The organism is Pseudoalteromonas sp. NS-SX12 (assembly GCF_057367955.1).
Genome location: NZ_CM170634.1, coordinates 815,364 through 822,500, shown reverse-complemented (window position 1 = coordinate 822,500; position 7,137 = coordinate 815,364). Strand labels below are relative to the sequence as shown.

Below are 7,137 nucleotides of genomic sequence, written 5' to 3'. Positions count from 1 at the left end.
AGGTTGAAGGTCAGGTAACACTGACTGGAGGACCGAACCGACTATCGTTGAAAAGCTAGCGGATGACCTGTGGCTAGGAGTGAAAGGCTAATCAAACCGGGAGATAGCTGGTTCTCCCCGAAATCTATTTAGGTAGAGCCTCGGACGAATACTATTGGGGGTAGAGCACTGTTAAGGCTAGGGGGTCATCCCGACTTACCAACCCTTTGCAAACTCCGAATACCAATAAGTAATATCCGGGAGACACACGGCGGGTGCTAACGTCCGTCGTGGAGAGGGAAACAACCCAGACCGCCAGCTAAGGTCCCAAAGTGTATGTTAAGTGGGAAACGATGTGGAAAGGCCCAGACAGCCAGGAGGTTGGCTTAGAAGCAGCCATCCTTTAAAGAAAGCGTAATAGCTCACTGGTCGAGTCGGTCTGCGCGGAAGATGTAACGGGGCTAAACATACCACCGAAGCTGCGGCTGCGAATTTATTCGCGGGGTAGGGGAGCGTTCTGTAAGCTGTTGAAGGTGTACCGGGAGGTATGCTGGAGGTATCAGAAGTGCGAATGCTGACATGAGTAACGATAAAGCGGGTGAAAAACCCGCTCGCCGGAAGACCAAGGGTTCCTATCCCATGCTAATCAGGGTAGGGTGAGTCGACCCCTAAGGCGAGGCCGAAAGGCGTAGTCGATGGGAAACGGGTTAATATTCCCGTACTTGGAATAATTGCGATGGGGGGACGGAGCAGGCTAAACAAGCATGGCGTTGGTTGTCCATGTGAAAGTATGTAGGCTGGAAACTTAGGCAAATCCGGGTTTCTAAGGCTGAGATACGAGACGACACACTACGGTGTGGAAGTTGTTGATGCCATACTTCCAGGAAAAGCCTCTAAGCTTCAGATTATTTCGAATCGTACCCCAAACCGACACAGGTGGTCAGGTAGAGAATACTAAGGCGCTTGAGAGAACTCGGGTGAAGGAACTAGGCAAAATTGTACCGTAACTTCGGGAGAAGGTACGCTCCTATCTGTGATGAGACTTGCTCTCTAAGCGGACGGGAGTCGCAGTGACTAGGTGGCTGGGACTGTTTATTAAAAACACAGCACTCTGCAAATTCGAAAGAAGACGTATAGGGTGTGACACCTGCCCGGTGCCGGAAGGTTAATTGATGGGGTTAGCTTCGGCGAAGCTCTTGATCGAAGCCCCGGTAAACGGCGGCCGTAACTATAACGGTCCTAAGGTAGCGAAATTCCTTGTCGGGTAAGTTCCGACCTGCACGAATGGTGTAACCATGGCCACGCTGTCTCCACCCGAGACTCAGTGAAATTGAAATCGCAGTGAAGATGCTGTGTACCCGCGGCTAGACGGAAAGACCCCGTGAACCTTTACTACAGCTTGGCACTGAACATTGACCCTACATGTGTAGGATAGGTGGGAGGCTTTGAAGCACAGTCGCTAGATTGTGTGGAGCCGTCCTTGAAATACCACCCTTGTAGTGTTGATGTTCTAACATAGGCCCCTGAATCGGGGTTGTGGACAGTGCCTGGTGGGTAGTTTGACTGGGGCGGTCTCCTCCCAAAGAGTAACGGAGGAGCACGAAGGTTTGCTAAGTACGGTCGGACATCGTACGGTTAGTGTAATGGTAGAAGCAAGCTTAACTGCGAGACAGACACGTCGAGCAGGTACGAAAGTAGGTCATAGTGATCCGGTGGTTCTGAATGGAAGGGCCATCGCTCAACGGATAAAAGGTACTCCGGGGATAACAGGCTGATACCGCCCAAGAGTTCATATCGACGGCGGTGTTTGGCACCTCGATGTCGGCTCATCACATCCTGGGGCTGAAGTCGGTCCCAAGGGTATGGCTGTTCGCCATTTAAAGTGGTACGCGAGCTGGGTTTAGAACGTCGTGAGACAGTTCGGTCCCTATCTGCCGTGGGCGTTTGAGAATTGAGAGGGGCTGCTCCTAGTACGAGAGGACCGGAGTGGACGAACCGCTGGTGTTCGGGTTGTGATGCCAATTGCATTGCCCGGTAGCTACGTTCGGAATCGATAACCGCTGAAAGCATCTAAGCGGGAAGCGAGCCTCGAGATGAGTTCTCACTTTAACTTGAGTTAACTGAAGGGCCGTTGAAGACTACAACGTTGATAGGCAGGATGTGGAAGTGGTGCGAGCCATTAAGCTAACCTGTACTAATTACCCGTGAGGCTTAACCATACAACGCCAAAGTGGTTTAGACCCGCAGAAGTTGAATAGCTCGAAAAGAGCAAAATACTAAAGTAGAAACTTTACGAATTGAGATAAAAAGACAGTTTTCCAGATTTAGATTTAAGACAAGCTCTTAAGTCAACCAGATTTGCTTGGTGACTATAGCGTTTTGGAACCACCTGACCCCATGCCGAACTCAGAAGTGAAACGAAACAGCGTCGATGATAGTGTGGGTTCGCCCATGTGAAAGTAGAACATCGCCAAGCTCCTAATTAAGTAAAAAGCCCGCTCAATGAGCGGGCTTTTTGCGTTTGGGGAACTAAAGGACTTTAGAATTAAGCAAACAGGCTTCAGAATATTGCTGAACCCTGAACCCTGAACCCTGAACCCTGAACCCTGAACCCTGAACCCTGAACCCTGAACCCTGAACCCTGAACCCTGAACCCTGAACCCTAAGCAATCTCGGCTTCTTCTTGTGGTGAAAAAATCACTGTTGGGTCGATAATAATGCTGTGCTTATTATTCATATTAATCAGCCCTTTCATCATATGACGGGTTTGTGGGTCGATATCAAAACCAATCGAAGTTAATTGTTCGAGTGGTTTAATATCGGCTTTATTAAGCGTTGGCTATTGTTCTTTGGGCAAGAAAAAAGCTGGAGGAGAAAACCAGCTTTTTGCAGATCAGACAATGGAAAGATGAAAATCAGTATACGCTAAACAGTATAGTAATATTTTCTGTCTTTTGTATAGTTATTTTGCTGTTTTTTTAATCTGATTTGCGCTGGCTAACTAATTGTTGAGTGTTAAACTGGACAACATATAACTATGCGATTATAAAATTGACTGCCTAGTTACAATAAATAAGTCCTGCAAAAAAAGGGAAGCAAATGACAAAAATAATAAAATGGCTTTCATTATTCTTCATTATTGGTGCATTAACCGCTACAGCAACTGTTTATGGCATACTCACTTTGAGTTTACCTGAGTTATCGGGTAAAACGCAGGTTTCTGATATATCAAGTAACACGTCTTTGGAACGTGACGCATTAGGCCACGCTGTGGTCAATGCTAAATCACGCAAAGATGCTGCGTTTACATTGGGCTACGCGCATGGACAAGATCGTTTCTTTCAAATGGACTTACTGCGTCGCAATGCTGCCGGTGAACTTTCGGAGTTATTTGGCAAAGCAGCGGTAGGCTTGGATAAAAAAATGCGCTTTCATCAATTTAGAAAGCGAAGTAAAAAAATTCTTAAAAGTCTACCACCAGAGCATACAGAAATTCTTAAACGTTATGCGCAAGGTGTTAATTTGGCGCAAAGTCATACACCTTACTCAAGCTTTGAATACTTATTAACAGGTGCAAGCCGTAAACCATGGCTACCTGAAGACAGCTTGCTTGTTATTTTCAGTATGTATCTCGATTTACAATCAAAAACGTTTAATCGCGATTTAACTCTTACTTATATTGCTGAACAATTTGGCAGTGAAATGGTTGGATTCTTAACCCAACCAAGTCAATATCAAGCTGCGCTTGATGGTTCAGAGTTTGAATTGGTTGAGTATGCAATTCCATCGATAAATAAATCGCTCTTTACTAATGTAACGCATGAAATTCATGAACCTAAAGATATTGGCAGTAATAACTGGGCTGTGACTGGTAGGTTAACTGAATCTGGTAATGCATTATTAGCAGATGACATGCATTTAGGGCTAGCCGTACCGATTATTTGGTACCGTACCCAGCTTAACTACGTTGAAAACGATAAGAACTATCAAATAACAGGAGTTAGCTTACCCGGAGCACCAGCTGTTGTTGTTGGGACAAATGGTCATGTTGCTTGGGGGTTTACAAATGCATATATCGATACAGCAGATTGGATTGCACTGGATGAAACACAAGGAACGAAGACCATTCATGAGCGCATCGTCACGCCAGATAAAGATTATATGTATTCGCTTGAAAAAAGTGAGTTTGGTCCGGTAAAACATATCGCTGGCAAGAAATATGCGCTGAAATGGGTTGCTCATCAAGATTACGCAGTCGATATGGAGTTAATGAACTTAGAGCGTGCAACCAATGTTGAAGAGGCATTATCGATTGCAAAAACGATCGGTATACCAGTACAGAACATGTTAGTCACCGATAGTTTGGGTAATGCAGCATGGCAAGCAACCGGTGCCATTCCTGCGCGCACAACGCCAACTGAAATTGCAATTAAGCCTGAAGTATTTGATACCAATTGGCAATACGATGCAGTAGACGTTCCTTTTATGGTAAATCCAGAGAATAATCGTTTATGGAGCGGAAATAGCAGAGTAGTGAGTGTTGAACAAGATAAGCGTTATGGCAACGGAGGGTACGCTTTAGGTGCTCGTGCTAAACAAATACAGCAGCGCTTATTTGAAAAGGAACAATTTAGTGAACACGACTTTTATCAAATTCAACTTGATAACCAAGCGATATTTTTAAAACCATGGCAAGCACTATTGCTTAAGGTGCTCAACTTATCGCCTGAAAAGTATGCACAAGATATCAAGTTAGTTGAAAATTGGGGTGAATGTGCATGTGCAGATTCTGTAGGGTACACCTTGGTTAGACGGTATCGCTCGGCATTGATAAATAAGCTGTTCTCCCCAATTGAAACGCAATTAAGAGCAGAAGGGCTAACATTAGCACCAATTAAGAACGATCTTGAACCTGCAGCGTGGCAATTAATAAATAGTTTCACCGATCAATGGTTGCCGCCAAGTGTAGCCTCGTGGCCTGAATTATTAAGCACTACATATATCAATATGAAAAGCGACTTGCTCAATAAGCACACTGGAAGCGACAGCGGATCTTTGAATCAATTAACATGGGGAGCTGTAAACGAACTTAATATACAGCACCCGTTTAGTGAGCAGATCCCACTGTTAAGTAAGCTGCTTGATATGCCTAAAACACCAGCATTTGGCGACAGTTTTATGCCTGCTGTACAAGGGACTAGTTTTGGCGCATCACAGCGCTTATTTGTGCAACCAGGATTAGAGCAAAAAGCGATTTTAACTCTGCCTGGCGGCCAAAGCGGCCATCCTTTATCACCTTATTATCGGGCAGGTTACAATGACTATGTTGAACAAAAGAATACGCCTTTGTTACCAGGTGAAATAGTGCATCGCATCGACTTTGAGAAAAGGTGAACGTAAAAAAGGGCATCATATGATGCCCTTTTAACAATCGCTTCTGCTACAAAGCAATAGTTCTTGGGAATTAGTGTGAGCTTACCTTGATACGTTCAACTAAATCCTTTGATTTATATTCTTCCGAAAGAGCAAAGTCTAATTGTACTAGGTGTTGTTTGTTAGTGTTTTTTGTAGGTGTGTACTTCCACTGTTTTAATGCGCGTTTTGCTTCGCGATCAAATATTCCTTTTGGTTCAGCAGATATAACTTTAACGTTATCTGTTTGACCATCTGCTGTTAAAGTAAACCCTAATACTACCGAGCCTTCAATCCCCTGATCTGCGGCCTGTTTAGGATATACAGGCTCAATGCGTACAATAGGTTGTGCTTCTTCTTTGCTGTATTCTTTAGTGCCTTCGCCGTATTTAGCAAAGGCTACACTAGTGAGTCCTGCAAATAGTACTAAGCTAAGTAATACATTTACAATAACATTGCCTTTTGGCATTTTTTGAATTGTGTTTAAACGTTGTTTCATCGTACTTTTCTCCATGTAGTAACTGTAACTAGAAAGTGAGTTATGATTGTCAGAAACACATGCAATTAAAGCGCGACAATATGCTATTCGCTGTGTTCTGTTTGCGTGAGCTAATACTGCAGCATCACAGGCAACTTCTTGTTGTTTTCTGTATTGGCTGTAACCGATCCAGCAAAGAGGGTTAAACCAAAATATAAGTAGTAATGCGATTGCAAATGCATTGCTCCAGTTGTCTTGGCGCGTGTAGTGAACCCATTCATGTTGATATATGAGCTTTGCTTGCTCGGTATCGTAGCTTGCATGAAAGTCACGGGGGATAAAAAGGCACTGTTTGAGTAAGCCAAAAAGCACAGGACTATTCACTGAATCGCTATAGTAAACTGGTAAATGGCTGTTTATTTTATGGCTAAACTGCTTATTTTTATTAAATTTTTTACCAATTGAAATGTGTTCGTAGATAACAAGGAAAGCCATTAAGCTAAACCCAAGTAGCCAAATCATGCTAACAAAGCCATAAATATCTAATGACTTAGATTGCGCTTTTACTGACACTACATAGTGATGCAACTCAGTTTCTAACGATAAGCTATTAGAAATAGGTAAGTTATTTAAGATGAGCACAAGTGGAACTAATAGCCACAAGGTATATTGAAACTTAGCGCTTAAAAAACTGTGAAGTAACTTACTACACAGCAATACGCAGACAATGGCTAAGCTTAACGGCCAAAGCTGCTCTATTAGCCAATCAATCATTATTCTTTTCCCATTTATCGATTAAATGCTTTAGCTCATCGATATCTTGCTTACTTAAGTTTTTATTTTTGGCAAAGCCTGTAACCAATGGCGCAATGCGGCCATTGAATAAACGCTCAATCAGGCTTTCACTTTCTTGTACTTGATATGCTTCAATTTCCAACACCGGAGAGTAAATATAGCTGCGGCCATTTTTTTCAAAATCAATTGCGCCTTTTTTCACCATTCTGCCAAGCAGGGTTTTGACGGTTTTTTCGTGCCAGTCTTTTTCTTTATTAAGTTCATCGACAACCGTTTGCGCGTCGGCTGGGTGAACTCGCCATAGTGCTTGCAGCACTTCAAATTCAGAATTACTAATATCCATAAAGATTACACGTGTAATTAAAACTAACGTAAGAATTACAGTTGTAATCAATTTCGTCAAGAATTATTTTTGCTGTTTTTTTAAACCATAAGTTGCTAAAACTCGTAGTAGCATAAAAACCAAAAGGCCT

3 protein-coding genes, 2 rRNA genes and 1 pseudogene (1 of these 6 cut by a window edge) are annotated in these 7,137 nt (G+C 43.2%); 3 read left to right on the top strand and 3 right to left on the bottom strand.

Annotated elements, in window-relative coordinates; translation table 11 throughout:
* Both AC2IOM_RS03960 and rrf read left to right on the top strand, forming a co-directional pair.
* Positions 1 to 2,198, top strand: a 23S ribosomal RNA gene (locus AC2IOM_RS03960); it begins 683 nt to the left of the window's first position.
* A 142-nt stretch (positions 2,199 to 2,340) separates the two neighbouring features.
* Positions 2,341 to 2,455: ribosomal RNA gene (gene rrf, locus AC2IOM_RS03955) — 5S ribosomal RNA — on the top strand.
* 186 nt (positions 2,456 to 2,641) lie between these two features.
* On the opposite strand, the pseudogene AC2IOM_RS03950 reads toward rrf, so the two are convergent.
* Positions 2,642 to 2,800 (bottom strand): annotated as a pseudogene (locus tag AC2IOM_RS03950) (chemotaxis protein); the annotation flags it as partial.
* A 278-nt stretch (positions 2,801 to 3,078) separates the two neighbouring features.
* Between AC2IOM_RS03950 and AC2IOM_RS03945 the strand changes: the two are divergent.
* On the top strand, positions 3,079 to 5,373 hold the full coding sequence (locus tag AC2IOM_RS03945; protein WP_486359177.1) for a penicillin acylase family protein: 2,295 nt from the start codon (positions 3,079 to 3,081) through the stop codon (positions 5,371 to 5,373).
* A gap of 70 nt (positions 5,374 to 5,443) precedes the next feature.
* On the opposite strand, the gene AC2IOM_RS03940 is transcribed toward AC2IOM_RS03945, so the two are convergent.
* Both AC2IOM_RS03940 and AC2IOM_RS03935 read right to left on the bottom strand, forming a co-directional pair.
* The gene (locus AC2IOM_RS03940; RefSeq protein ID WP_486359176.1) at positions 5,444 to 6,643 is read right to left on the bottom strand and encodes a M56 family metallopeptidase; all 1,200 of its coding nucleotides are present in this window, start codon (positions 6,641 to 6,643) and stop codon (positions 5,444 to 5,446) included.
* Complete coding sequence (locus AC2IOM_RS03935) at positions 6,636 to 7,007, bottom strand: BlaI/MecI/CopY family transcriptional regulator (protein ID WP_486359175.1); 372 nt, start codon at positions 7,005 to 7,007, stop codon at positions 6,636 to 6,638. Before AC2IOM_RS03935 ends, AC2IOM_RS03940 begins: the two co-directional genes overlap by 8 nt.
* Positions 7,008 to 7,137 lie beyond the last annotated feature (130 nt).